Origin of the sequence: Pseudokordiimonas caeni (assembly GCF_026719705.1) — a bacterium.
GTDB classification, from domain to species: Bacteria; Pseudomonadota; Alphaproteobacteria; order Sphingomonadales; family Kordiimonadaceae; genus Gimibacter; species Gimibacter caeni.
The window spans coordinates 543120-568751 of sequence record NZ_JAPPRR010000002.1; the positions used below are offsets into that span (position 1 = coordinate 543120).

At 61.9% G+C, this 25632-nt stretch carries 18 protein-coding genes; 12 read left to right on the plus strand and 6 right to left on the minus strand.

The window, feature by feature from the left end; translation table 11 throughout:
* Positions 1 to 14 precede the first annotated feature (14 nt).
* Positions 15 to 839 (minus strand): mechanosensitive ion channel family protein, encoded by an 825-nt coding sequence (locus OU694_RS11270; protein ID WP_308911108.1) that lies wholly within the window; start codon positions 837 to 839, stop codon positions 15 to 17.
* Positions 840 to 927: 88 nt separating this feature from the next.
* Positions 928 to 1719, minus strand: coding sequence for an IclR family transcriptional regulator domain-containing protein (locus OU694_RS11275; protein WP_308911109.1), 792 nt, complete (start codon positions 1717 to 1719; stop codon positions 928 to 930).
* Between the two features lie 133 nt (positions 1720 to 1852).
* On the opposite strand from OU694_RS11275, the gene OU694_RS11280 reads away from it, so the two are divergent.
* The 7 genes from OU694_RS11280 to nhaC are packed head-to-tail and all read left to right on the plus strand — an operon-like array spanning position 1853 to position 12587.
* Positions 1853 to 3421: an aldehyde dehydrogenase family protein gene (locus tag OU694_RS11280; protein WP_308911110.1), complete on the plus strand. Its 1569-nt coding sequence runs from the start codon at positions 1853 to 1855 to the stop codon at positions 3419 to 3421.
* Between the two features lie 7 nt (positions 3422 to 3428).
* Positions 3429 to 4277: a CoA transferase subunit A gene (locus OU694_RS11285; protein ID WP_308911111.1), complete on the plus strand. Its 849-nt coding sequence runs from the start codon at positions 3429 to 3431 to the stop codon at positions 4275 to 4277.
* Positions 4274 to 5059: a CoA-transferase subunit beta gene (locus OU694_RS11290; RefSeq protein ID WP_308911112.1), complete on the plus strand. Its 786-nt coding sequence runs from the start codon at positions 4274 to 4276 to the stop codon at positions 5057 to 5059. Before OU694_RS11285 ends, OU694_RS11290 begins: the two co-directional genes overlap by 4 nt.
* Before the next feature lie 11 nt (positions 5060 to 5070).
* Entirely contained in the window at positions 5071 to 6399 is a 1329-nt protein-coding gene (locus OU694_RS11295) for an acetyl ornithine aminotransferase family protein (protein ID WP_308911113.1), read from the plus strand.
* A 30-nt stretch (positions 6400 to 6429) separates the two neighbouring features.
* Positions 6430 to 8967, plus strand: coding sequence for a CehA/McbA family metallohydrolase (locus OU694_RS11300; RefSeq protein WP_308911114.1), 2538 nt, complete (start codon positions 6430 to 6432; stop codon positions 8965 to 8967).
* Positions 8968 to 8989: 22 nt separating this feature from the next.
* A complete protein-coding gene (locus OU694_RS11305) occupies positions 8990 to 10999 on the plus strand; it encodes a S9 family peptidase (protein ID WP_308911115.1) in 2010 nt (669 codons plus the stop codon).
* 46 nt (positions 11000 to 11045) lie between these two features.
* Entirely contained in the window at positions 11046 to 12587 is a 1542-nt protein-coding gene (gene nhaC, locus OU694_RS11310) for a Na+/H+ antiporter NhaC (RefSeq protein WP_308911116.1), read from the plus strand.
* 4 nt (positions 12588 to 12591) lie between these two features.
* Here the strand turns inward: nhaC and OU694_RS11315 are convergent, their stop codons facing one another.
* Entirely contained in the window at positions 12592 to 13737 is a 1146-nt protein-coding gene (locus OU694_RS11315) for a DmpA family aminopeptidase (RefSeq protein WP_308911117.1), read from the minus strand.
* 114 nt (positions 13738 to 13851) lie between these two features.
* Here OU694_RS11315 and OU694_RS11320 point away from each other — a divergent pair, with 114 nt between their 5' ends.
* On the plus strand, positions 13852 to 15912 hold the full coding sequence (locus OU694_RS11320) for an oxidoreductase (protein ID WP_308911118.1): 2061 nt from the start codon (positions 13852 to 13854) through the stop codon (positions 15910 to 15912).
* Here the strand turns inward: OU694_RS11320 and OU694_RS11325 are convergent.
* The 3 genes from OU694_RS11325 to OU694_RS11335 form a co-directional block, all read right to left on the minus strand.
* Complete coding sequence (locus tag OU694_RS11325) at positions 15909 to 16985, minus strand: sulfite exporter TauE/SafE family protein (RefSeq protein ID WP_308911119.1); 1077 nt, start codon at positions 16983 to 16985, stop codon at positions 15909 to 15911. The two genes, OU694_RS11320 and OU694_RS11325, sit on opposite strands and share 4 nt — an antisense overlap.
* Positions 16986 to 17051: 66 nt before the next feature.
* Entirely contained in the window at positions 17052 to 18344 is a 1293-nt protein-coding gene (locus tag OU694_RS11330) for a Xaa-Pro dipeptidase (protein ID WP_308911120.1), read from the minus strand.
* A gap of 101 nt (positions 18345 to 18445) precedes the next feature.
* Positions 18446 to 18817, minus strand: a complete 372-nt coding sequence (locus OU694_RS11335; RefSeq protein ID WP_308911121.1) for a methylglyoxal synthase — start codon at positions 18815 to 18817, stop codon at positions 18446 to 18448.
* A gap of 347 nt (positions 18818 to 19164) precedes the next feature.
* Between OU694_RS11335 and OU694_RS11340 the strand changes: the two genes are divergently transcribed.
* The 4 genes from OU694_RS11340 to OU694_RS11355 all read left to right on the plus strand — a co-directional run bounded on the left by OU694_RS11340 (position 19165) and on the right by OU694_RS11355 (position 25615).
* Positions 19165 to 22266 carry a TonB-dependent receptor gene (locus OU694_RS11340; protein ID WP_308911122.1) on the plus strand — a complete coding sequence of 1034 codons (3102 nt, stop codon included), beginning with the start codon at positions 19165 to 19167 and terminating at the stop codon, positions 22264 to 22266.
* A 111-nt stretch (positions 22267 to 22377) separates the two neighbouring features.
* Positions 22378 to 23082 (plus strand): SapC family protein, encoded by a 705-nt coding sequence (locus OU694_RS11345; RefSeq protein WP_308911123.1) that lies wholly within the window; start codon positions 22378 to 22380, stop codon positions 23080 to 23082.
* Positions 23082 to 24134 carry a cupin-like domain-containing protein gene (locus tag OU694_RS11350; RefSeq protein ID WP_308911124.1) on the plus strand — a complete coding sequence of 351 codons (1053 nt, stop codon included), beginning with the start codon at positions 23082 to 23084 and terminating at the stop codon, positions 24132 to 24134. Before OU694_RS11345 ends, OU694_RS11350 begins: the two co-directional genes overlap by 1 nt.
* Complete coding sequence (locus tag OU694_RS11355) at positions 24131 to 25615, plus strand: tryptophan halogenase family protein (protein ID WP_308911125.1); 1485 nt, start codon at positions 24131 to 24133, stop codon at positions 25613 to 25615. Before OU694_RS11350 ends, OU694_RS11355 begins: the two co-directional genes overlap by 4 nt.
* Positions 25616 to 25632 lie beyond the last annotated feature (17 nt).

Consider the following 25632-nt stretch of genomic DNA (forward strand, 5'->3'; position numbering starts at 1 on the left):
CGCCTGCTGTTCACTCAGCCTTGCTTGCTGATCAACACCTGATGCGGGAAGGGGATTTCGATCCCGTTTGCATCGAAGGCTTCCTTCACTGCGCGGGTCGTATCGAATTTCACGTCCCAGTAATCGGTGCTAAGCGCCCAGACACGGACGATAAGATCCACGGAACTGGCGCCCAGCGCGCCAACCACCAGCTGCGGCGCCGGGTCTTTCAGAATACGGGTGTCGGCCTCGATCACGCTGCGGATGGCATCGAACGCCTTACCGATATCCATGCCGTAGCCGATGCCGAAGCTCATATCGACCCGGCGGGTTTCGTGGTAGCCGAAGTTGCGGATGGCTGCGCCCCAGATCATGCCGTTCGGCACGGTGACGCGGATATTGTCGGGCGTATCCAGCTCGGTCGTGAAAAGGGTGATGCCCTTGGCGGTGCCGGCAAGCCCGGCGACCTCGATATAATGGCCGACGCGGAACGGGCGGAAAATGAGAAGCATCACGCCCGCCGCCACGTTCGAGAGCGTGCCTTGCAAGGCGAGGCCGATCGCGAGGCCAGCAGCACCGAAGACAGCGACAAGGCTCGTCGTCTCGACCCCGAACTGGCCGAGTACGGCGATGATGGTGACACCGATCACCACATATTTGACGAGGCTGCCGAGGAATTCCGAAACGGTTTCGTCGATCCGGCCGGTGCGGCCAAGTGCTTTCGTGGTCAGGCGGCGGGCACGGCCGGCGAGCCAGAAGCCGATGATGAGAATAACAACGGCGCCCAGCACGCTGAGGCCGTAAGTGGTGGCGAGCAGCATGAGCTGGTCGACGAGGTCGCGAATCTGCGCTTCATCCATGGGGGAAGTCTCCTAGAACTGATGGATCGCGCCGGATTATGCGCGACAAGCAGCGGGGATTGAAGGGAAAAATCCCGACTTTTCCGACTCAGGTGCTGATGGCGGCGAGGCTGCGCTCGATGAGCGCCGAAGCCTCGCGGAGGGCGGGCACGAGTGTACTGACCGCTCGCTCGCGGGTTCCTTCGGCATAGGGCATGGCGAAATTGAGCGCTGCCTGCACCCGGCCACTGCGATCCTTCACGGGTACGGCGAGCGAGCAGAGGCCACGCTCGAGTTCTTCCTGCACATAGGCATAGCCCTGCACACGGACCTTCATGATTTCCTGCCGGAGCTGGGTCTTGTCGGTGATCGTGAGATCGGTACGCGGGCGGACGTCGGCACGCGCCAGCCATTCGTCAAGCGCCGCATCCGGCTGGCCGGCCAGAAGCACGCGGCCCATCGAGGAACAATGGGCCGGCAGCCGCGCGCCGACACCCAGCGTCACGGCCATCACCTTCCGCGCTGCCACGCGCTGCACATAGACGATATCGGCGCCGTCAAGCACCGACATCGAGCAGCTTTCATGCACGCGGCGGACTAGGTCTTCCATGAAGGGCAAGGCAATCTCGGTGATCGGCAGGGCGGAGAGATAGCTGAAGCCGAGATCGAGGATGCGGGGGGAAAGGCTGAACTGCCGGCCCGACTGGCGGGCGTAACCCAGATATTTGAGCGTCAGGAGCACGCGGCGCACCACGGCGCGCGACAGGCCGGTGGCGTCCGCCAGTTCCGACTGGCTCATCTGCGCGCTTTCATTGAAGGCGCGGATGACCATCAGGGCGCGGTCCAGCGACTGCAGATAATCGGGGCCGTCCGTGAAGGCCTTGTCCATTTCCTCGCTCATGATTCCTCCCGCCGCACACGGCTGAACTGTGGTTGACAGTCTCCGCTCTTGCGCGTAATTTTACAAGATACGAATTATCGTTCGCATAACGCACAAAACAAGTCAAGTCCCAGCGTGTCCGGAGCCCGATATCATGGCCTTCAGCCTGACCTATTCGACCATGTTCAACCCGCCAGCCGAAATGCATGACCGGTTCGAGGCTGCTGCCACACGGGTGCGCGCTGGCCTCGGTGTCCGGCATGGCCTGTTCATCGGCGGCAAGGATGTGAAGGCAGCGTCCTACGTCTCTGTCACCAGCCCCATCGATACCGGCCTTGTGCTTGGCGAATTTGCGGAAGCGACGGTCGCGGACGTGGATGCGGCTGTGGCGGCGGCAAAAGCGGCGTTTGAAGGCTGGCGCAAGACATCTGTTGCGGACCGGCTCGCCCTCATGCGCCGCACCGCCGATATTATCGAGGAACGGGTTTACGAGATGGCGGCAGCGGTCGCCCTCGAGGTTGGCAAGAACCGTATGGAAGCCTTGGGCGAAGTGCAGGAAACTGCCGATTTCTTCCGCCATTATGCCGATGATTTTGAAGCGAATGGCGGGTTCGACCGCAAGCTGCCGAACGACCCGCTCGAAGGCTGGGTTTCCACCAACCGGTCGGTGATGAAGCCGCACGGCGTGTGGGCGGTGATCGTGCCTTTCAACTTCCCCTTCGCGCTCGCCGGCGGGCCGATTGCAGCGGCGCTTGTCACCGGCAATACGGTTGTCCACAAAGGCGCGCCCTCCACGCCCTGGTCGGGCCGGATGCTGGCGGATTGCCTGCGCGATGCCGGGTTGCCGGCGGGCGTGTTCAACGATCTGGGTGGCGGCAGCGACGAGGTCGGCAAGGCGCTTGTCGGGCACAAGGATGTAGGTGGTGTCACCTTCACGGGTTCGCACGAAGTCGGCATGGCTATCCAGCGCCAGATGCTTTCCGGCAAATATCCGAAGCCGGTGATTGCCGAAATGGGCGGCAAGAATGCCTGCATGGTGACGAAGCATGCGGACCTTGAACGCGCTGTGCTCGGCTGCTCGCGTTCCGCCTTCGGCCTTTCGGGCCAGAAATGCTCGGCGCTTTCACGCATCTATGTCGACAATGTTGTTGCAGACGACTTTATCGCGCGCCTTACCAAACAGGTGGAAAGCCTTGTAGTTGGCAACCCGCTTGAAAAGCCGGTCTATATGGGGCCGGTCGCCACGAAGGAAGCCTACGAACGATACAAGCGCCTCCTTGCAGAATTGGCATCGAACGGCGGCAAAATCCTTGCGGGCGGCAGCCTGCTGACGGAAGGCGATTTCGCCAAAGGCTATTTCGTGGCACCGACCCTTGTGGAAGCGCCTGCCGACCATCCGTTGTTCGCGCGCGAGCTTTTCCTGCCCATCCTGATGGTGGCGCGGGTGGCCTCTAACGAGGAAGCCATGGCCCGCATCAACGACACACCGCTTGGCCTCACCGCTGGCGTCTTCGGCAATGCTCAGGAGGTCGACTGGTTCCTCGATCATGTGGAGGCCGGCGTCACCTATGTGAACCGGCCGCAGGGGGCAACGACCGGTGCCTGGCCCGGTTACCAGCCTTTCGGCGGCTGGAAGGGCTCGGGCAATACCGGTTGCGCCATCGCCAGCTTCTATTATCTGCCGCGCTACATGCGCGAACAGTCCCAGACCGTGGTGGAGTGACGTTTGAATGGCTTTGATGTCGCTCCCGGAGGCGATCCGCCTCCATGTGAAAGACGGCATGAGCGTGGCGCTTGAAGGCTTCACGCATCTCATTCCTTTTGCGGCCGGGCACGAGATCATCCGGCAGGGTATCCGTGGCCTGCACCTGATCCGCATGACACCGGACCTGATCTACGACCAGATGATCGGCGCGGGTGTTGCCGACCGACTGACTTTCAGCTGGGGCGGTAATCCCGGTGTCGGCTCGCTGCACCGGCTGCGCGATGCGGTCGAGAACGGCTGGCCCGTGAAGCTTGAAACATTCGAACATAGCCACGGCGAGATGGCTGCGGCCTATACGGCGGGCGCGGCACGCCTACCCTTTGCCGTGATGAAAGGCCATTCGGACAATGATCTCGCAGCGCATCAGTCGGGCCGGACGACTAAAATGGATTGCCCCTTCACCGGGGCGCCGGTCACAGCCGTGCGCGCTGTGAACCCGGATGTCACCATCCTCCATGCCCAAAAGGCGGACCGTGCCGGCAATGTGCTCATTGAAGGCATCGTGGGCGCCGTGAAGGAAGCGGCCTTCGCAGCGGGCAAGGTGATTGCGACCGTCGAACAGGTGGTCGATGACCTTGGTGCCGAGAAGAATGCGGTGATCCTGCCGCACTTCCTCGTTTCCGCCGTCGCCTGCGTGCCGGGCGGGGCGTATCCGAGCTATGCCATGGGCCATTATGACCGCGACAACAGCTTCTATATCGCGTGGGACGATATCGCCCGCGACCGCGACGGCTTCACCGGCTGGATCGCCGATCATGTGACGGGTGTGGCCGACCATCGCACCTTCCTTGAAAAGCTGGGGGTCGTGGCATGAGCTATACACTCGATGAAATGATGACCGTCGCCGCCGCCCGGCAATTGAAGGATGGCGCCGTGTGCTTCGTGGGCATCGGCCTGCCGTCCGCTGCCTGCGTGCTGGCGTCCCGCACCCATGCTCCGAACCTTGTGCTGATCTACGAATCAGGCACGGTCGAAACAGCGCCCGAGGTTCTGCCCCTGTCGATCGGGGATGGCGAACTGGCGGCCACTGCTACCTCCGTGGTGCCGCTCCCTGAAATTTTCAGCCATTATCTGCAGGGCGGGCGCATCGATGTGGGGTTCCTGGGCGCTGCGCAGATCGACCGGTTCGGCAACCTCAACAGCACGGTGATCGGGCCATATGATGCGCCCAAAACCCGGCTGCCGGGCGCGGGCGGTGCACCCGAGATTGCGACCCACGCGAAGGAAATCCTCATCGTGATGCGAATGACGAAGCGGGGCTTTGTAGACAGCCTTGCCTTCCGTACCTCGAGCGGCCACCTTGCCGGCAACGGCGAGCGCAAGGCAAAGGCCTATCCGGGCCACGGCCCGCAAGCGCTTGTTACCGATTTCGGCATCCTGCGCCCCGATCCGGAGAGTGACGAACTGGTGCTGACCGAGCTTTTCGAGGGCGTGAGCGCGGCGGATGCCGTTGCCGCCTGTGGCTGGCCCCTTCGGGTGGTGGACAGTCCTACCCGCGTCGTCCCGCCAAGCGACACCGAACTTGAAACCCTGCGCGCCCTCAATGCGCGCACCAAAGCGGCCCATGCGGCCAAAGTAACCCTTAGCCTGAACTGACGAGACAGATCATGAAGAATCCTCATATCAAGACCGCCCTTCCCGGCCCCAAGGCGCAGGAAATGCTTGCCCGCGACAAGGCGGTGATTTCGCCTTCCTATCCGCGCGACTATCCTTTCGTGATGAGCCACGGCAAGGGCGCCGAAGTCTGGGATGTGGACGGCAACCGTTTCCTCGATTTCATGTCGGGGATCGCCGTTTGCTCCACCGGTCACGCGCACCCCAAGGTGATCGGCGCGATCCGCGAGGCGTCGGAGAAATTCCTGCATATCTCGTCGGACTATTGGCACGACTATCAGGTACGCCTTGGCGAGACGATGAACCGGCTGGCCCCGATGGGCGAGCCCGTCCTTTCCTTCATGTGCCAGTCAGGCACTGAAGCGGTGGAAGGGGCTTTGAAGCTTGCCCGTTACGTTTCGGGCCGTCCGCGCGTGCTCGCTTTCCTTGGCGCTTTCCATGGCCGCACCATGGGCAGCCTGTCCTGCACGGCGTCCAAATATACCCAGCAGAAGGGCTTCTTCCCGACCATGCCGGGCGTAACCCACGTGCCCTACCCGAATCCGTACCGCCCGCTTTTTGCCGGTGACGACCAGGGCCAGGCGGTGCTGAATTATATCGAAAACATCCTTTTCGCCTCCAACGTGCCGGCGAATGAGGTGGCCGCCATCCTGATCGAGCCCGTGCAGGGTGAAGGCGGCTATATCACCCCGCCCAAGGGCTTCCTTGAAGGCCTGCGCGCGCTTTGTGACAAGCACGGCATCTTCCTGATTTTCGACGAGGTCCAGTCGGGCGTTGGTCGCACGGGCAAGATGTTCGCGGCCGAACATACCGGCGTGAAGCCCGATATCATGACGCTCGCCAAGGGGCTTGGCTCCGGCATGCCGATCGGCATGGTGGTTGCGAAGAAGCCGATCATGGAAAAATGGGCTCGTGGCGCGCACGGCAACACCTATGGCGGCAACCCGGTTTGCTGTGCGGCGGCCCTTGCCACGCTTGAGCTTGTGGAGGCCGAATATGCAGCGAATGCGGCAAGCGTTGGTGCCTATTTCACCGAGCGCCTGAAGGATCTCGCTACCCGCTTTGACGTGATCGGCGATGTGCGCGGGCCGGGCCTGATGATCGGCATGGAACTGGTGGAAGACAGGGTCAGCAAAAAACCCGCGACAAAACTTTGCGATGCCCTCCTGACACGGGCTTTCCATAACGGCCTGTTGCTTCTATCGTGCGGGATCAGCACCGTCCGCTTCATTCCGCCCCTGATGATTTCAAAGGCGGATGTGGACGAGGCCATGACCATCATCGAGGCAAGCCTCGCGGAGGTTCTGGCCGAGAGGAATTGATCGCACGCCAGTGTGGGCAGGGAGGCCCGGATGACAATGAGGACAAAACGGTTTCAAAAAATCCTGATGATCGGCGCAGGGCTCATGATGATGGCCCCGGCAACGGTTGCGCAGGACGGCGCCAAGCGCCAGCCGGTCCTCAAGAGCCTCACCCTGCCCCACAGCTATTATTGGCGGGAAATGTATCTGCCGCAGCTGACGGCCGGGCCGTCGTCTGTCGCTTTCACACCGGATGGCAAGGCGCTCGTCTATTCGATGGGTGGTTCGCTTTGGCGGCAGGAGCTGGATAGCGACGAGGCGGTCGAACTGACGCACGGGCCGGGCTATGATTACCAGCCCGATGTGTCGCCCGATGGACGCTACGTTTATTTCGTGCGGCACAGCGAGGACAGCCTGCAGCTGATGCGGCTGGATATGGAACAGGGGCTTGAAGCCCGGCTTTCCGACGGACGGGACACCTATCTGGAGCCGCGCGTGAGCCCGGATGGTCGCCGCCTCGCTTTTGTGTCGACCCGTGGCACCGGCCAGTTCAACCTGTTTGTCGCGAATGTCGATGAAAACGGCCTCACGGGCGTGCGCAGTGCGGTGCTGCCGCGCCAGAGCGCCATCGACCGCTATTATTATGCGGTGGAGGACCATGCCATCAACCCGAGCTGGTCGCCGGACGGCGAGCGGCTGCTTTTCGTCACCAACCGCGAGATTGCGTGGGGCAGCGGGGATGTCTGGTCGGTGTCTTCCCGTGATCCGGCGGACGTTCGCAAAGTTGTCTCGGAAGAAACGACATGGGCGGCGCGGCCCGAGATTTCACCCGATGGCAAGCGGGTGCTTTATGCAAGCTATGAAGGCCGCCAGTGGCATCAGCTGTGGCTGACCAACCGCCAGGGCCAGTCGCCCATGCCGCTCACCTTCGGGGATTTCGACCGCAAGAATGCGCGCTGGTCGCCGGATGGCAAGCAGGTCGCCTTCATCAGCAACGAGACAGGCGGCCTGACGCTTTGGGTTCTTGACATGGTTGGCGGCGCGATGCGGCAGATCACGGCGACAAGCCGGGTGCCGCGCATGACGATGCGGCCGCTTGCCGTGCATCTGGCCGATGAAGCAGGCCAGCCCTTGCCGGCGCGGGTCAGCGTGATGGGGGCGGACGGGCGCTATTATGGCCCGGTCGACGCCCGCATGCATGCCGATGATGCCTTCGTCGCGGCGAAGCAAAGCCAGGAAACCCGCTATTTCCACTGCCCCGGTGTGTGCCGCCTGATGGTGCCCGAAGGTGCTGTCACGGTTCATGCCCAGCATGGCTTTGCCCGCACACCCGCCGACGCCACGGTCGAGGTTGGCGAGAAGCCGGCGGAAGCACGCCTCACACTCGTGGCAAACGGCCTGCCCTCCACCTTCGGTACCCATGTGTCGGCCGATCTGCATGTTCATATGAATTATGGCGGTGCGTACAAGCAGACGGTCGAGACGATGGCGGCGGAAGCGAAGGCCGAGGATCTGGACGTCATCTATAATCTCGTCGTGAACAAGGAACAGCGCATCCCGAACGTGGAAGATTTCCACACAGGTGCCGACCGCGTGAACGGCGTGACCGTTTACTGGGGGCAGGAATATCACACCAGCTTCTGGGGCCATCAGGGCCTGTTGCACCTTGATGACCATCTGCTGCTGCCCGATTTCGCGAGCTACCGCCATACGGCCATGGCCTCGCCCTATCCGCATGGCGGCACGATTGCCGATCTGGCGCACGCGCAGAACGCCCTTGTCGGTTATGTGCATCCGTTTGACTGGATGCCCGATCCCGAGGCGCCCGCCGCGCTGTCGCACATGCTGCCGGCGGATGTGGCGCAAGGCCGGGCCGACTATCTCGAAGTTGTCGGTTTCTCGGATCATCTGGCGACAGCCGAGGTCTGGTACAAGTTCCTGAACCTTGGCTACAAGGTCGCGGCAGGTGCCGGCACCGATGCGATGACGAACTATGCGTCGCTGCGCGGGCCCGTTGGCCTCAACCGTGTGTTCCTGCGCGCAGAAAATACCGAGCCTGAAACGCTGAAGGCGGCCCTGAAGGCCGGGCACGGCTTTGTCACGAACGGGCCGCTTGTGGGCCTGCGCGCCGGCGACGTGCGCCCCGGCGACACGCTCAAGGTGGCTGCACCTGGCAAGGTCGAGGTTGAACTGGCGCTGCGCTCGCCCGTGGCGGTGAACCGCGCCGAGCTTGTGTTCAACGGTGAGGTTATCCAGACACTGCAGCTTTCGGATGGAGGCCGCGCCGGGCATTTCCTCGGTGAGATCGACTTGCCGGGCTCCGGCTGGCTTCTCCTGCGCGCTGTGGGGGACGCCGATTCCATCGTTCAGGACATCTATCCTTACGCCACCACCAACCCGGTGTGGGTGGAAGTACAGGACGTGCCCGCACCCGAGGCCAACGCGGATGCGGCATACCTGAAACGCTGGATGGACCGGGTGATCGAAGCAGCAACCGCCCGCAAGGCCGATTTCAACACGGAAGAGGAATTCCGCGCCACGCTTGACTATCTGGAAGCGGCGCGGGCGGCATACGAAGCCAAGATGTAGGACGTTTTCAAGGGGGGATACGATGGGTTTGCGGGGGATCGGCGGCGCGCTGGCGCTGGTGGCACTGGGCATTGCGCCGGTGCTGGCGGATGGGAAAAGGCCGTTCGAGATTGGCGACCTTTATAACCTTGAAGACCTGTCTTCCCCGAGCCTGTCGCCCGATGGTTTCTCGGTTGTTTATTCGGTCGAAACGCGGAATGCCGACGCCGATGCCACGGTCAGCGACCTTTATGTCGCTCCCTACAAGGGCGGGGCAAGGACACAGCTGACCGACACCCCCTTTGCCAGTGAATGGTCGCCCGCCTGGTCGCCCGATGGCCGCTGGATCGCCTTCCTTTCGGATCGCGGCGAGGATGAAACCGCGCAGGTCTGGCTGATGCCGGCCGCCGGCGGGGCCGCGCCCCGGCAGGTGACCAGCCTGTCGGCCGGGATCAGCGATTTCGGCTGGGCGCCGACGAGCGACCGGCTGGTTTTCGTCTCCGAGGGTGAAGCCCCGGCGCCCGAGAAGGACAGCCGCGGCCGCGACAAGCCAGTAAAGCCCATCGAAATCCACCGTTTCCAGTTCAAGGAAGACTATCGCGGCTATCTGACCGACCAGCGCCAGCATCTTTACACTGTTTCACTGGCGGACGGCACCGTGACGCAGCTCACTGACGGTGAAAACGACGCCTGGCTGCCTTCGTGGTCGCCGGACGGCAAGCAGATCGCCTATGTCGCCAAAACGGAAGACGCCAAAACGGCGGACCGAACGCTCAATTACGATATCTATGTGATCGCGCCCGAGGCGGGGGCAAAGCCGCGTCAGATCTCGCAGTTCTCGGGCACCGATGTCGACCCTTACTGGGAAAGCCGTCCCATGTGGTCGCCTGATTCCCGAAAGCTCGTCTGGCTGCGCTCGGGCGAGGATAAATGGATCTATTACAAGCCGTGGGACATGGTGGTGGCCGATGTGGTGACGGGCGAGGAAAGCTATCCCGCCCCGCGTGACCATTTTGTTTACAAGCCGCGCTTCTCGGATGACGGCAAATCGATCATGGCCCTTGTCGAGCAACCGGAAGCCATGTGGCTCGCGCGGATCGACCTTGCGTCCGACAAGGTGACGTATCTGACCTCCGGTCAGCGCTTCGCCTATGATTTCGACATGGCGGCGGGCCGCACGGTCATTCTGGACAGCACCGACACGTCGCCGAATGCGATTTCGGCAGTCGAAAAGAAGCTGCGGCCGATCAGCCGCCACAATGAATTCCTGAAAGGCGTGGAGCTGCGTGCAGCCGAAGACATCAAGCTGATGTCGGACGGCGTTGAAATCCACGCGATGCTCACGAAGCCGGCGGGTTACGAGCCCGGCAAGCGCTATCCGACCATCGTGCGGGTGCATGGCGGGCCGGTTTACCAGTTTTCCCACGAGTTTAACTGGGACTGGCAGGTCTATGCCGCAAACGGCTATGCCGTGCTGGCCGTTAACCCGCGTGGCTCTTCGGGCCGGGGCTTCGATTTCGCCAAGGCCATCTATGCCGACTGGGGCAACGTGGACGTGAAGGACGTGCTCGCCGGGATCGACAAGGCGGTCGAGATGGGCGTTGCCGACCCCGACCGGATCGGCGTGGGCGGCTGGAGCTACGGGTCCATCCTCACCAATTATCTGATCGCATCCGACACCCGCTTCAAGGCGGCGGTATCGGGGGCGGGGGCTTCGAACCCGCTCGCCAACTATGGCCACGACCAATATACCGCGCTTTACGAGCTCGAACTCGGCACGCCCTGGACCAACCTCGAAGCCTATATGCGCACCGGCTACCCGTTCCTGCATGCGGACAGGATCAAGACGCCGACGCTCTTTCAGTGCGCGGAGATTGACTACAATGTGCCGTGCCTCGGGGCCGAGCAGATGTATCAGGCGCTCCGGTCGCTTGATATCGAGACGCGCCTTGTGATCTATCCGGGCCAGAATCACGGCATCACGGTACCGAGTTATCTGGTCCATCGCTTGCAGCAGACGCTCGGCTGGTATAACCGTTTTATGAAGAAGTGAGACTGCGGCCGAAAGAAGCGGCAGTCCGGGGATCTTGGGAGAAAACATGACCAACAGTAACGAGGGCAAGGCGCAGCCGGCCGGAACCGATTCACCTATTCCACTCGGGCTGGCGATACTGCCGCTTCTCTTTCTGATGGCGCTTCTTGCCGGGTCGGTGGCCCTTTTCGGCGATGGGTCCTCGGGCGGGCCGAACCAGATATCGCTGCTCCTCGCCTCTGGTGTGGCCTTCATCATCGGTGGTCGCCGGGGGATGACCTGGCCGCAGATGGAAAAGGTGATCGTGGACGGCATCTCGCTCGCCCTCGGTGCCTGCCTCATCCTTCTGGCCATCGGGTCGCTGATCGGCGCCTGGATGCTGGCGGGCACGGCGCCTGCGCTCATTTACCATGGCCTTGGCATCCTTGATGCGGATTGGTTCTATCCGGCCTCGCTTATCATCTGCGCAATGGTTTCGGTAACGATCGGCTCCAGCTGGACGACCGCCGGCACCATTGGCCTTGCGCTCATCGGTATTGCGCAAGTGATGGGCCTCTCGCTCGAAGTCACCGCGGGTGCCGTTATCTCCGGTGCCTATTTCGGGGACAAGCTTTCACCCCTTTCGGATACCACCAACCTCGCGCCTGCGATGGTCGGCACCGACCTTTTCACCCATATCCGCCATATGCTGTGGACGACAGTGCCCTCGGTGATCATCGCGCTCATCCTCTTCACCATCATCGGTTTCTCGACGAGCCATACGGCAGCTTCTACCGATACGATCGATGCGATCCGCGGGATTCTTTCCACCGAATATAATCTCGGCTGGCCGACCTTCCTGCCGCTCGTGATCCTTCTGTTCCTCGCCTTCCGCAAGTTCCCGGCTTTCCCGACCATCGTGATCGGCGCGCTTGCCGGCTGCACGGTTGCCATCATCTACCAGCCCGGTGTGGTCTCGCAGTTCGGCGACCCCGACGGCACCATGTCGGCCTTTGCGGCTTCCGCCAAGGCAACCTGGATGGCGCTTGCCAACGGTTTCTCGGCGTCAACGGGCGATGAAGCGCTTGACAGCCTCCTGTCGCGCGGCGGCATGTCCAGCATGCTCAACACCATCTGGCTGATCATGACTGCCATGACCTTCGGCGCGTCGATGGAACAGACGGGCCTCCTGCCCAGGATCGTTGAAATACTCCTCAAGGGCGTGCGCGGCACTGGTTCCCTGATCGTGACGACGGTGTTTACCTCAATCGGCATGAATGTGATCGCGGCGGACCAGTATATCGCCATCGTGCTGCCGGGCCGCATGTACCGCATGGAGTTTGCTCGTCGCGGCCTTGCCCCGCAGAACCTTTCGCGGACACTGGAAGACGCAGGCACCATGACCTCGGCGCTCATCCCGTGGAACACCTGCGGTGCCTTCATGGCGGCAACGCTCGGCGTGCCGACCTTCGCTTACGCGCCTTACGCCTTCCTCAATATCCTGAACCCCTTGATGGCCATCTTCTACGGGCTCACCAATATCAAGATCCAGCCGCTTTCACCCGAGGAGGTGAACGAGATCGTGCATCTGGAAGAACATCACGTGGGTGAAGGCCCGATCCGGCATTGAGGCTTCACTCCGGCTTCTTGTAACGGCCGTATTTCTTGAGAAGTTCAACAAGGGCATCCTGCGGGATGCCCTTGACGTACCGGCCATGGGTGCCGGTCATGTCGCGGCCCGCGACGAGCGCATTGACGATGGCTTCTTCGGTCGCCTCCACCGTGCCGAGGAACAGCGGGTCCATCTCTTCGTTGGCGAGCATACTGACAGTCGCAGGCTTGCCCGCCTGCGAGGCCGCATCGTTCGCGGTCGAGAAGGCGAGGAAGATATCCCCCGATCCGTTCCCGGCGTAGGAACCCACCCGCGCCAGCCCCATTGTCGCCCGCCGCGCTAGGCGTGACAATTGATGCGGCAGCAAGGGGGCGTCGGTCGCCACCAGAATGATGATCGATCCCGTATCGGCGTTCGGCCCGGTCGGTGCCTGATAGACCATATCGTCCCTCAGATGCCGCCCCACGGGCACACCGGCCACAGTCAGCGTATCGCGGATGCCGTAGTTTGCCTGTACCAATACCCCGACCATATAAGTCGTGCCGTCCGATTTGATGAGGCGCGAGGCCGTGCCGGTGCCGCATTTGAATTCATGGCAGATCATGCCGGTGCCGCCGCCCGTGGCGCCCTCGGCTACCGGGCCGGATTTCGCTTTCTCGATCGCCTCGAAAACATGTTTCGGCTTCACATGGAAGCCGTTGATATCATTGAGGTGCCCGTCCCATGTTTCGGCAACGATAGGCAGCGACCACCAATAGCCCGAGGCATCGGCACCACCTGCTTTCACGCGCCATTCGATGGCGGCATCGCGCACCACGCCCACGGAATGGGTGTTGGTCAGGAAAATCGGGCCTTCCACAAAGCCTGATTCAGCGATCCAGTGGCTGCCGGTCAGTTCCCCGTTGCCATTCTGCGAGAAGACGGCGCCGAAGACCGGCTTGTCCTGCGTTTCCGTCCCGCGTGGCAGGATGGCGGTGACGCCCGTGCGCACGCCTTCGCCCTCGACCAGCGTTACTTCGCCGACTGTGACGCCTTTCACATCGGTGATTGCGTTCCACGGGCCTGGTGTGCCGCTGAAGGGGATGCCAATGTCACGCGCACGTGGTTCTGCCGCAAGCGCTGTTCCAGCCATCAGGAGTACGCCAAGCGCACCTGCCAAAGTCTTCATCGACCGACCCTCCGTTTTGCGATACCTAGGTGCCCAAGATGATTGCGCGGCGGGGGGCTGGCAACTGAAACGGCCTCCCGTGCGCGACCCGCACGAAAAGAAGGCCCCATGTCCATGCGCGACCCCCGTTACGATATCCTGTTCGAACCCGTGAAAATCGGCCCGGTGACGGCAAAGAACCGTTTCTTCCAGGTACCGCACTGCAATGGCATGGGCCACGCGATGCCGGAAAGCCACGCCGCCATGCGCGAGGTGAAGGCCGAAGGCGGCTGGGCCGTGGTTTCAACGGAAGAATGCGAAATCCACCCGTCGGGTGACGTCAGCCCCTATGTGGAAGCGCGGCTCTGGGACGATCATGATATCCCGGCGCTCAAACTGATGTGCGACAAGGTGCATGCCCACGGCGGCCTCGCAGCGGTGGAACTGACGCACAATGGTCCGACGGCATCGAACCTTTATAGCCGCGAAGTGCTGATCGCGCCGTCGCACCAGCCTTCCAAATATGGCTACCCCGCGCAGGCGCGCGGGATGGACATGGAAGATATCCGCAATTATCGCCGCTGGCACAAGGACGCTGCCATTCGGGGCAAGAAGGCGGGTTTCGATATCATTTATGTGTATGCCGCGCACGACCTGTCGCTTGCCATGCATTTCCTGCAGAAGCGCCGCAACCACCGCACGGATGAATATGGCGGCAGCCTCGAGAACCGCGCCCGGCTCTTACGGGAAGTGCTCATCGACACGAAGGAAGCGGTGGGTGACACCTGCGGTGTGGCGCTTCGCTTTGCAGTCGACGAGCTGATCGGTGCGGGCGGCATCACGGTCGAGGAAGCGAAGGATGTGGTGGCCATGGTTGCCGAGATTCCGGACCTCTGGGATGTCAACCTCGCTGCCTGGTATAATGATTCGATCCCGTCGCGCTTCGCCCCCGAAGGCGCACAGGAGCCTTTCATCAACTGGGTGAAGAGCCTGACCACCAAGCCGGTGGTGGGCGTTGGCCGCTTCACCTCGCCCGATACGATGGTTTCGCAGATCAAACGCGGCGTGATCGATATGATCGGCGCAGCGCGGCCCTCGATTGCCGACCCCTTCCTGCCGAAAAAGATCGAGGACGGCCGGGTGGAGGACATCCGTGAATGCATCGGCTGCAATATCTGCGTCTCGGGCGACATGACGATCACGCCGATCCGCTGCACCCAAAACCCGTCGATGGGGGAAGAGTGGCGCAAGGGCTGGCACCCGGACCGAATCCGCAAGGCCGAAAGCGACGCCCGCATTCTTGTGGTGGGCGCGGGACCGGCCGGGCTTGAAGCCACCCGGGCGCTCGGCGCGCGCGGCTATGAGGTGCATCTCGCTGAAGCCACCCGCGTGCTTGGCGGGCGCGTTGATCGTGAGGCCAAGCTCCCCGGCCTTGCCGAATGGGGCCGGGTGCGTGACTGGCGCGTCGGCCAGATCGACAAGCTGACGAATGTTTCCGTTTACCGCGAATCGCCGCTTGAGGCCGAGGATATCCTCGAATTCGGCGCTTCCCATGTGGTGGTGGCAACCGGCAGCCGCTGGCGCGCCGATGCCTTCGGTCGCTCCGCGCATGGGCCGATCATCACGGAGGGCATTCCGAATGTGCTGACGCCCGACGACATCATGGACGGTGCCGCCCTTAAAGGCCATGTGGTCATCTATGATGACGATTATTTCTATATGGCAAGCGTGATGGCCGAGGTGGCGGCGAAGGCTGGCTGCAGTGTCACGCTGGTGACAAGCGATGACACGATTGCCAGCTGGTCCTCGAATACGCTTGATTACCGGCACATCATGAAGCGGCTTCACAAGGTTGGCGTGAAGATGCTGCCCTCGCTGTCGCTGACCGGATGGGACGGCACCAAGGCCGCGTTCGAGCATAGCTGGTCGGGTACAGAGGAAGTTGTCTCGGGCGACATCATCATCCCCGTGACCATGCGCCTGCCGAACGATGGGCTTTATCTCGATCTTAAGGCACGCGCGGCCGATTGGGCGGAGGCGGGCATTGCATCCGTCAAGGTGATCGGCGACGCCGAAGCACCGGGGCTGATTGCCCATGCCGTTTATGCCGGGCACCGCTACGCGCAGGAACTGGACGGGCCGGACCGCGGCGAGGTCAAGTTCCGCCGTCACCTGCACACGGCGGTGACGCCCTAGGCTTTTTCAGCCGCGAGCTTTTCGGGCGCGGCTGTCTTGGTGGTGGCCGCCTCCTCGCGTTCGCCCACAAGCACGGCGCCCCATGCCCTGAGCTTTTCGAAGCCCCATAGGAAGGCGACGACGCCGGCAAGGGCGAGTGCGATACCGCCCACACCGAGGGCGGCACGTTCGGCCACGCAGGTCCAGACGAACTGCCCGACACAGAGGACGGCAACAAACAGGAGCGTCGGCTTGCGGCCGATAAGCTCCACCACAAACACGCCAAGCGGCGCGCCGAGCGCGACGACGGGGGCGGCAGCCAGCCAGTTTTCATAAACGCCGGGCTGCATGCCGGGCCCGACGGCCTTGACGGCCACGCCAAGAACGGATGTGAAGGCCATGATGACGACAGATGTCGGGATCGCGATCTTCAGGTCGGCACGGGTCAGGAGCACAAGGGCCGCATAGACCACCATGTCGATCCCGACGCCGGTGACGGCGGCGACGGTGGCGCCGGCGCCGAGCCCGAGCTTGACCCCGAGACGGAAATCCCAGCGCTCGTCAAATTCGGTCATGCCGCTGTGGCCGGCGATCTCGTTGATCCGGTAGAAATGCAGGATACCGAAGCTTGCCCAGACGACGGCGAAAATCACCTTGATCCAGAGCTCCGGGATGAAGGGGGCGACAAAGAAGATGCCGAAGGGCGTGCCCATCAGGCTGCCGACCATAGCGCCCTTGAGAAGGCTCCAGGCCAGCGGCTGGCGGCGGGCAAGGATGAAGATCGTCGCACTTGTCATGCCGATGGACTGGACGGCGAAGCTGAAATCGCGGCCGAGGGTCGCTGGCATTTCAAAGAAAAGGACAAGGACGGGGAAGCCGACGGTACCGCCTCCCATGGGCGTCGAGCCGGCCACATAGCTCCCCATCGCCATTGCGGCGGCAATCGGCCAGTGCGCCACCGCATCCGCCCAGCCGCCGAGCCCGAAGTTGAGCCAGGCCCAGGTGGAATAGAAGGCGGCAAGCCACAGGAACCAGACCCAGTAATATTTCTTGCGCGCCGGCAGCAAACTCATGGCGTCTTCACCCTCAGTCATCCGGCCCGCTTCCCCGGGCCGCCCGCCACTTTCTGACGGGTGCCCCTTGAAGGCTAGCAAGAAATTCTAACGGGCGCCTTCGTCCTTGTAGATCACGCCACCCTTCATCACGGCGGCCACATGCTCCACTTTCGACACGTCGCTCATCAGATCGCCTTCCACGGCGACCAGATCGGCATATTTGCCGGGGGCGATGGAGCCCACCTCTTTTTCCCAGCCGAGAAGCTCGGCCGCGGACAGGGTGGCCGAGCGGATGGCCTGCATCGGGGTCATGCCATATTTGACCATATAGGCCATTTGGCGGCCGTTCAGCCCATGCGGATAGACGCCGCTATCGGTGCCATAAGCGATTTTCACGCCGGCCTTCACGGCCTTGCGGAACCCTTCGCGCTGGGCATCGGTCGTTTCGTCATTCTTGCGGAGCTGTTCTTCCGGCCAGCCCTCTTCACGGCCGACCGTGGCGATATAGTCGCCGTTATAGATGTCAGCCACCAGCCAGGTGCCGCGCTTCGCCATCATGGCGATGGCTTCGTCGTCGATGAGCGAACCATGTTCGATGGAGCGTACACCGGCGCGGACCGCATTCTTGATGCCCTCGGCCCCGTGCGCATGCGCCGTGACATAAACGTCATAGTGCGCGGCTTCGTTCACAGCGGCGCGCAACTCTTCTTCGGAAAGCTCGACAGCACCGACGGCTGTGCCGTTCGTGAGTACTGCACCCGTTGCCAATGTCTTGATGAAGGTGGCGCCGCGCTGGATCAGCGAGCGCACCTTCAGCCGCACTTCATCGGCATTCTTCACTTCACCGAATTTCATGTCGGCGGGCACACCCACATCCAGCGCCTGATCGGTGATTGCGCCCGATCCGCCGGGCACGGTGACATAGGCGCCAACGACCGCCATGCGCGGGCCGACGATGTCGCCGCGGTCGATGGCGTCGCGGAGCGCCACATCGTTGAAAGCCCGCCATGTGCCCACGTCGCGCACGGTGGTGAAGCCCGCCATCAGCGTTTCGCGTGCATTCTTCACACCCATGAGGACCGCTTCGGCGGCCGATATTTCAAGCGGGGCGAGCGGATTGTTCGACTGGCCGCCATCGGCGATATGCGTGTGCATGTCCATGAGGCCGGGGACGACCGTGCGGCTGGACCAGTCGAGCACATTCGAACGCTCGGCCGGGTCCTTCCAGTCACCAACGGATACGATGCGGTCGCCGTCCACTACGATCATCTGGTCCTTCAGGACACGGCCCTTTTCCACATCAACCATCTGGCCGGCGCGGATGATCAGCCGGTCTGCCATGGCGGCGGGTGCCACCAGCATCAGGCCCAGAAACAGACTCAGAAAACGACGCATCATTGCCCCCTCATTCATTGAATTGGCGGCAGTCTAGGGACAGGGCGACCACAAGGGCAACCCCCCAATCGGGTGGTGCGCGATGCGGACGCTGTGCCGCGCAGTCAGGCCTTGAGGCCGGCGAGCACGAGATCGGCACTCGCCCTGTTGATGGCAAGCGGAATGTCATTGAGGGCGGCGATGCGAATGAGTGCCTTGATATCCACGTCATGCGGGTGCGGCGACAGCGGATCGATGAAGAAGACAAGGGCCGAAAGCCGCGCTTCTGCGATCATGGCGCCAAGCTGCTGGTCACCGCCAAGCGGGCCGCTTTTCAGGGGCGTCACATCAAGCTCGGGGCAGGCCTCGCGAATGCGCCCGCCGGTAGTGCCGGTGGAAAAGATGCGGAAGGCGCTGAGGGCCGCCCGGTGCGCGGTGACCCATGCCACCATCGCCGCCTTCTTTTCGTCATGCGCCACAAGCCCGATCGCCGTCATACCATCCTCCGGAAACTGCTGCCGGGGACGAGCCTAACGGGCCCTGAAACGATGGCAACAGAAAAGCTGTCGGGGTGTGTGATCCGACGCAAATTTTCACCATTTTCATCCAAAAACCAGACACACGTAATGGCAGTATTGCTGCCTTTTCTGCATTTTTTTATCACAAAAACATGAATTAAAATAATATGTTACATTTTATTTTGCAAATTCATTTCATCCCGGATTGACCATGGTTTAGCCTGATGTTAGCGTTACCAAGTTGGTAACGTTACCAGCACGCTTTTTGAATCCCGGCGAGGGGCCGGGTTTCTACATAAGCTGACTGCTGATTGGGAGGGAATCATATGTCACGCACGTCACTCGCACGGGCACTGAAGTGCTCGGCGTCTTATGCCGCATGTATTGCTGCTTTTACGACCGCACCGGCCGCCTATGCTGCCGATACGGATGACAGCACGCTTGAGGAGATCGTCGTCACCGGCGTTCGCGCCTCGCTCCAGCGTTCGATCGACCTGAAGCGCCAGTCGAATGGTGTGGTCGATGGAATTTCCGCCGAAGATATCGGCAAGTTCCCGGATACAAACCTTGCCGAATCCATGCAACGTATCCCCGGCGTGTCGATTGACCGCGTCAACGGGGAGGGTTCGAAGGTTACGGTTCGCGGCTTCGGCCCCGGCTACAACCTCGTCACCCTGAACGGCCGTGCGCTGCCTACCGCGTCGATTGACACGGTCGGTGCCGACCAGAGCGGCGACTTCGCCACAGGCACGTCGCGCTCCTTCGATTTCTCGAACCTTGCATCCGAAGGTGTGAGCCGCCTTGAGGTTTACAAGACCTCCCGGGCGTCGGTCACCTCGGGTGGCCTCGGTGCTGCGATCAACGTGGTGACCCGCAAGCCGCTTGACGGTAATGACGGCGGTTTCACAGGCTCGATCGGGGCAAAGGCAGTCTACGACGAGGGCGACACCGAGGACTTCTCGCGTGTTACGCCAGAGCTTTCGGGTCTCCTTAACTGGGCGAATGACGAAGGCACCTTTGGCATTGGCCTCTTCGGCAGCTGGCAACGCCGCAACAATTCGGCAGCGTCGGTCACTGTGAACGACTGGAACACCGAATCGTTCGCCGACTTCGCGAACACCGGTCGCGGCCGTGTGAAAAGCGACGGTTCGACGGTTATCGAAGGCGCCCCGAGCGATCCGAACCAGCTCGTCGCTTTCCCGAACGACACCCGCTTCCAGTATTCTGAATTCAGCCGGGAGCGTACGAACGGTCAGCTCACCATGCAGTTCAAGCCGTCCGATACGCTGAGTATCACAGCGGATGCTACCTATTATGAGAACAAGGCTGATGAACTCCGGACCGACCAGACCAACTGGCTGAACCGTCCGTTCGACAGGGTCACTTTCGATGGCAATCCGGATGTGGCAACCGCCATCTTCATCGATGACATCATCTCGGGCACCAAGGACGGCGGCTTCGAGCAGCAATATCGTGGCCTGAAGAACAAGCTGTTCTCCACCGGCCTCAATATCGAATACAAGCCGACCGACCGTCTGACCCTGAAACTTGATGGCCAGCATTCGAAGGCGCAGGCATTGCCGAACAACCCGCTCGGCCATTCCTCGACCCTTGTTGCGATCGCGACCAAGGATATTGCCGACCAGACCTTCGCCATCGTCAATGGTTTCCCGGTCCAGACCGTGACACCGAATGACAATCCGGCAACCGGCGGCAACGGCAATGCCAACGGCCAGCGTGATCTTGCTGACCTTGGCAGCCAGGTCGCACGTTCGATGACCTCATCCCAGATCCAGAAGACGGATGAAATCCGCCTTGATGGTTCGTGGGACATGGACAATGACAACCGAGTCGATTTCGGTGGTTCGTACCGCGACAGCCGCATGACTCAGACCCGCACCGAGACCTATCAGGCCCTTGGTGACTGGGGTGTGGCCAATGTGGGTGACGTTGCCCAGTATGCCGGTGACATTGTCACGCCCTTCTGCCTCGTCTGCGAATTCTCACATTTCGACCCGATGGCAACCGGGGCGTCCCTCGTGGCTTTCCGGGGCGATGCGACCGAGCTCTATACCGCCCTTGGCAACCAGTACCCGGGCTTTGGCACCATCAGCGGCACGGGAGATAACCGTGTGAATGAGAAAATCTGGGCAGCTTACGCACAGGTCGATCTCAACGCCGAACTGCTGAATCGTCCGGTCAATGTTGTCGCAGGTGTTCGCTACGAACACACCAAGACCAACTCGGTATCGGTGATCACGCCGCCGGCGGGCCTCGTCTGGTATTCGAACAATGACTTCATCCGCGAGCTTGCCGGGGGCAGCATCGATTATGAAGTATCGAACAGCTACAACCACATCCTGCCGGCCCTCGATATCTCGGTGGACCTGACGGATGATATCATCGGTCGTGTTTCCTGGGGCCGCACCATCGCGCGTCCGAGCTTCGGGGATCTCTTCTCGACTGTTGATATCGGCAACAACAACCCGAACCGTCCGACGTTCCTTGGCGGTACGCCGAACGCCACCGCGGGCAACCCCGAACTGGTGCCGCTTGTTTCCGACAACTTCGACGTCTCGTTCGAATGGTATTATGCTGACTCGAGCTTCGTGTCGGTCGGCTTCTTCGACAAGCGCGTGAAAAACTTCGTCGGTCAGGGTCAGGAAACGCAGACGCTCTTTGACCTGCGTGACCCCGGTTCAGGAGCCGCCGGTACGCGTTCGGGTGCGGCTGTCGATTTCCTGAACTCGATCGGTGCCGACCTTTCGGACGACAACCTGTTCACCATGACCGCGCTCATCGATACCCTGAGCATGGATCAGGCACAGGCCACTTTCCTTGCCAACTATTCGAATGGCAGCCTCGGTCAGGCCTTCATCGATCAGGTGGCGGCGAACGTGGATATCGATGCCAACGCGTCCGATCCTTACTATCAGTTCCGCGTGCAGAAGCCGGTGAACAACCAAGAAGGGCATATTTGGGGCTGGGAAATCGCCGGTCAGCACTTCTTCGGCAATACGGGCTTCGGTGTGGCTGGCGCTTATACGATCGTGGAAGGCGATATCGGCTACGATATCACCGCCCCCACGAACGCCGACCAGTTCGCGCTCCTCGGTCTTTCCGACACCGCGAACGCAACGCTGATTTTCGAGAAATACGGTTTCTCGGCACGCCTGGCTTACAACTGGCGTGGTACGTTCCTCAACAACAACAGCCGCGGCAGCTCCCGCGCGCCGGTGTTCGTGAAGTCGTACGATCAGCTTGACCTGAGCCTGAGCTATGATGTCACCGAAGACCTGTCGATCACCTTTGAAGGCATCAACCTCACCAAATCGAACGTGAAGACGTTTGCCCGCACCGAGAACCAGCCCTGGTTCATCGTGGAAGGCAATCGCCGGTTCCTCCTCGGGGCCCGTTACAAGTTCTGATTTGGGCTTCCGTTTCCCTCGAGCGAACAGAGGTCGCGCCCCCGGGCGCGGCCTCTCCCTTCTCGGGGCAGGTCAAATCTGCTAAGGGCAGACGGGAGAGGGGAAAATTCAATGACAACAGCGCGACTGGATAATGTGAATCATGGCAGCCTGCGGGTGCTGACCGGCCATGGTGCCGCCTTCGGCGAGGCGGTCAATCAGGTCGCGGTATTCGCCAGCGAATTTGCGGATGTCCAGCGCGACTATCCGATCCTGTTCCGCCGCGACGAACAGAATATGCTGCAGGCGCTGGCCATCCTTGGCCTCGGGCGCGATGAAAATCTCTATCTCGATGGCGACCGTTGGAACGCCTTCTATATCCCTGCGCTCATGCGGCGGGGGCCTTTCATGATCGGCTTTGCGGACGACGGCGAGCCGGTGATCCATGTAGATCTCGATCATCCGCGCATCGTTGCGGACGGTAGCAAGGGCGAGCCCCTGTTCCTGCCCCAGGGCGGGCACGCACCGGCGCTTGAAGCTGCAGTCGATGCCCTGCGCACCATTCATATGGGCGTCGAGGCCGCCAATGCGCTGACGACGCTTTTCACCGAAATGAAACTGGCTGAGCCCGTGCAGTTGCAGGTCAGCGTTTCCGACACCGAAGTTGTCGATTTCGAAGGCTATCTCGCCGTGACGCCTGAAAAGATCGCGTCGCTGGATGGCGCCACGCTCGAACGGCTGAACAAGGCGGGCCTTCTGGAAGTTGCGGTCTTTGCGGCCGCGTCGCTCACTAACATGAGCCGCCTGATCGCCTACCGCCAGCGGAGAGGTGCCTGATGACTGATGCTTCCCCGCTTGGCGCTCTCGCCAAGGTCGCCATGCGCGACGGGCCGCTCCCCACCGGTGCTGCCTGGGAAGCCTTGATGGCAGAGGGACGCCCTGTCCTTTTTAAGGGCGCAGCAAGCGATTGGGCGCTGGTGAAGGCGGGCAAAAGCTCGGCTGCTGAAGCCGCCGACAAGCTGAAGTCATGGCATTCGGGGGATCCGGTCGTCGTGTATCGCGGCGAGCTGGAAATCGGTGGGCGCTTTTTCTATACCGATGCCGTCGACGGCTTCAATTTCAAGGCGACGCGTGAACCGCTTTCGCCGGTATTGGATGAAATCCTGGGCACCATCGGCGATGAAGGGGCGGGGGCTGTCTATATCGGCTCCACCGATGCCGATGCCTATTTCCCCGGCTTCCGGGCCGAAAACCCGTTCGACCTTGGCGCCCTTCATCCGATGCTGACGGCCTATCCGGGCCTCGCGAGCCTCTGGATCGGCAACCGCACCACCGCCGCCTGCCATTATGACTATAGCCACAATATCGCCGTCGCCGCCGTTGGCCGCCGCCGCTTCACGCTGTTTCCGCCGGATCAGGCCGCAAACCTCTATCCCGGCCCCCTCGAGCCCACGCCCGGCGGGCAGGTGGTCAGCATGGTGGATTTCACGGCGCCCGATATGGCCCGTTTCCCGCGCTTCGCCGAAGCCTTGAAAGCTGCAGAAGTGGCGGACATGGAGGCGGGCGACGTGCTCGTTTACCCCGCCATGTGGTGGCATAATGTGGAGGCGCTCGATGTCTTCAATGTGCTTGTGAATTACTGGTGGAACGCAGTGCCGGCTTATATCGACAGCCCGCAGGTCACGCTTCTGCATGCGCTTCTGAGCCTTCGGGACCGGCCGGCGGATGAGAAGGCCGCCTGGAAAAGTCTGTTCGACTATTATGTGTTCGGCGACCCCGCCCGTCCCTGCGCCCATCTGCCCGAAGGTGCGCAGGGGCCGCTTGCCCCCATTGATGATGTGACGGCCCGGCGTCTCCGCGCCCTGATCATGAGGAAACTGCAGAGATGAGCGATAATCCCACCCGTGTCGTCGTCGCCGGTGGCGGTACCGCCGGCTGGATTGCCGCCACCGCCATTGCCCGCATGCTTGGGCGGCTCGTGGAGGTGACGCTGGTTGAAAGCGAGGCCATCGGCACGGTTGGCGTGGGCGAGGCGACGATACCAACCGCCCGCACCTTCCATGATTTTCTGAAGATCGACGAGCAATCCTTCCTGAAAGCCACGCAGGCGACCATCAAGCTTGGCATCGCCTTTGAAAACTGGGCGCGGATCGGCGACCGCTATATCCATTCGTTCGGGTCTGTGCCTCTCAGCACATGGATGGCGGATTTTCAGCACTTCTGGCTACAGGGCCGTGCGGAAGGCCACGCCGGGCCGCTTGGCGACTATTATCCCGAATATAAGGCTGCCGAGGCCGGGCGCTTCACCAAAGGTGGCGAGACGCCGCTCAATTATGCCTATCATCTGGACGCCGGGCTTTATGCCAAATTCCTGCGCCAGATCGGTGAGAATGACGGCGTGAAGCGTATCGAGGGCAAGATCGCACGGGTGGAGCAGCAAGGTGAAACCGGCGATATCGCGGCCTTGCATCTGGATGGGGGCACCCGCATCGAAGGCGATCTTTTCATCGATTGTACCGGCTTTCGCGGGCTCCTGATTGAGGAGACGCTGAAGGCGGGCTACGAGGACTGGAGCCACTGGCTGCCGACGAACGCGGCCCTTGCGGTGCAAACGGAAGCAGTGGCCGATCCCATCCCCTATACGCGGTCGATCGCGCACGAGGCGGGCTGGCAGTGGCGCATCCCGCTGCAGCACCGGGTGGGTAATGGCATCGTCTTTTCAACCGACCATATGGAGGTGGATGCAGCGCGCGAGAAGCTTTTCTCGACCGTTGAAGGCAAGCCGCTTATCGAGCCACGGCTCATCCGCTACAAGGCCGGCAAACGCCGCCAGATGTGGGTGAAAAACTGTCTGTCGCTGGGGCTTTCCTCGGGCTTTGTCGAACCGCTCGAATCCACCAGCATCCATCTGTTCATGATCGGCGTGACACGCCTGTTGCAGCAGTTCCCCTTCGGCGGCATCACGCCCGAAGTGCGCGAACGCTATAACCGCATGGCGGACAACGAACTGATCCGCGTGCGCGATTTCATCATCCTGCATTACAAGCTCACCGAACGCGACGACAGCCCCTTCTGGCGCTATTGCCGTGACATGAGCATCCCCGACAGCCTTGCCGAGCGGATTGCGCTCTTCCGCGAAACGGCGCAGGCGTGGCAGGCGCCCGACGATCTTTTCCGCGTGGACAGCTGGCTGCAGGTGATGATCGGCCAGCGGCTGGAGCCGAAAAGCTGGCACAAACAGGCGCTTCTGATGACACCGGGGCGGCTTGAACAGACCCTCGCCACGATGCGGGAGCGGGTGGCGGCAACGGTCGCGGGCCTGCCCACGCACCAGCAGTTTATCGACAGCTATTGCCGCGCCGACGCCTGAGCCCGACAAGCGCGGCG

Coding starts and splice junctions, on each gene's coding strand:
- OU694_RS11275 (WP_308911109.1), bottom strand. CDS start 1,719: ATGAGCGAGGAAATGGACAAGGCCTTCACGGACGGCCCCGATTATCTG.
- OU694_RS11285 (WP_308911111.1), top strand. CDS start 3,429: ATGGCTTTGATGTCGCTCCCGGAGGCGATCCGCCTCCATGTGAAAGAC.
- OU694_RS11355 (WP_308911125.1), top strand. CDS start 24,131: ATGAGCGATAATCCCACCCGTGTCGTCGTCGCCGGTGGCGGTACCGCC.
- OU694_RS11345 (WP_308911123.1), top strand. CDS start 22,378: ATGACAACAGCGCGACTGGATAATGTGAATCATGGCAGCCTGCGGGTG.
- OU694_RS11280 (WP_308911110.1), top strand. CDS start 1,853: ATGGCCTTCAGCCTGACCTATTCGACCATGTTCAACCCGCCAGCCGAA.
- OU694_RS11325 (WP_308911119.1), bottom strand. CDS start 16,985: ATGACTGAGGGTGAAGACGCCATGAGTTTGCTGCCGGCGCGCAAGAAA.
- OU694_RS11300 (WP_308911114.1), top strand. CDS start 6,430: ATGACAATGAGGACAAAACGGTTTCAAAAAATCCTGATGATCGGCGCA.
- OU694_RS11340 (WP_308911122.1), top strand. CDS start 19,165: ATGTCACGCACGTCACTCGCACGGGCACTGAAGTGCTCGGCGTCTTAT.
- OU694_RS11290 (WP_308911112.1), top strand. CDS start 4,274: ATGAGCTATACACTCGATGAAATGATGACCGTCGCCGCCGCCCGGCAA.
- OU694_RS11350 (WP_308911124.1), top strand. CDS start 23,082: ATGACTGATGCTTCCCCGCTTGGCGCTCTCGCCAAGGTCGCCATGCGC.
- OU694_RS11315 (WP_308911117.1), bottom strand. CDS start 13,737: ATGAAGACTTTGGCAGGTGCGCTTGGCGTACTCCTGATGGCTGGAACA.
- OU694_RS11295 (WP_308911113.1), top strand. CDS start 5,071: ATGAAGAATCCTCATATCAAGACCGCCCTTCCCGGCCCCAAGGCGCAG.
- OU694_RS11330 (WP_308911120.1), bottom strand. CDS start 18,344: ATGATGCGTCGTTTTCTGAGTCTGTTTCTGGGCCTGATGCTGGTGGCA.
- OU694_RS11305 (WP_308911115.1), top strand. CDS start 8,990: ATGGGTTTGCGGGGGATCGGCGGCGCGCTGGCGCTGGTGGCACTGGGC.
- OU694_RS11335 (WP_308911121.1), bottom strand. CDS start 18,817: ATGACGGCGATCGGGCTTGTGGCGCATGACGAAAAGAAGGCGGCGATG.
- nhaC (WP_308911116.1), top strand. CDS start 11,046: ATGACCAACAGTAACGAGGGCAAGGCGCAGCCGGCCGGAACCGATTCA.
- OU694_RS11320 (WP_308911118.1), top strand. CDS start 13,852: ATGCGCGACCCCCGTTACGATATCCTGTTCGAACCCGTGAAAATCGGC.
- OU694_RS11270 (WP_308911108.1), bottom strand. CDS start 839: ATGGATGAAGCGCAGATTCGCGACCTCGTCGACCAGCTCATGCTGCTC.